The following is a 245-nucleotide window of genomic DNA, read 5'->3' as shown; positions in this document are numbered from 1 at the left end:
GACGCCATTAAAGAAATACGCCTATTCCGGAGCTGCCATTCTAAACAAAGACAATGGTATGAAATTAGTAGGATATTTGAATACGAAGGAATCGTTCTATGCCAATTGGATAACAGGCGAACAAGAAGGGTTCGTGCTTACTCAAGACGTCGTGCGGGGGAATGGTACTCTCAGCTTATCTACGCAAAAATTAGGCCGGCGTATTCATGTGAATATCGTGAATAATCAGATCCAAATCGAAGTGC

Annotated in this window: 1 protein-coding gene; it reads left to right on the top strand. The window is 42.4% G+C overall.

From position 1 onward, the window contains the following. Positions 1-245, top strand: a 245-nt coding sequence (locus KVT27_RS25755) for a Ger(x)C family spore germination C-terminal domain-containing protein (RefSeq protein ID WP_217582292.1), incomplete at both ends; no start/stop codon positions are given.

The sequence above is a fragment of the Lysinibacillus sp. GbtcB16 genome (genome assembly GCF_019091145.1).
GTDB lineage: Bacteria > Bacillota > Bacilli > Bacillales_A > Planococcaceae > Lysinibacillus > Lysinibacillus fusiformis.
The sequence above is the reverse complement of the archived record's forward strand: the minus strand, read 5'-3'. Positions and strand labels throughout refer to the sequence as shown.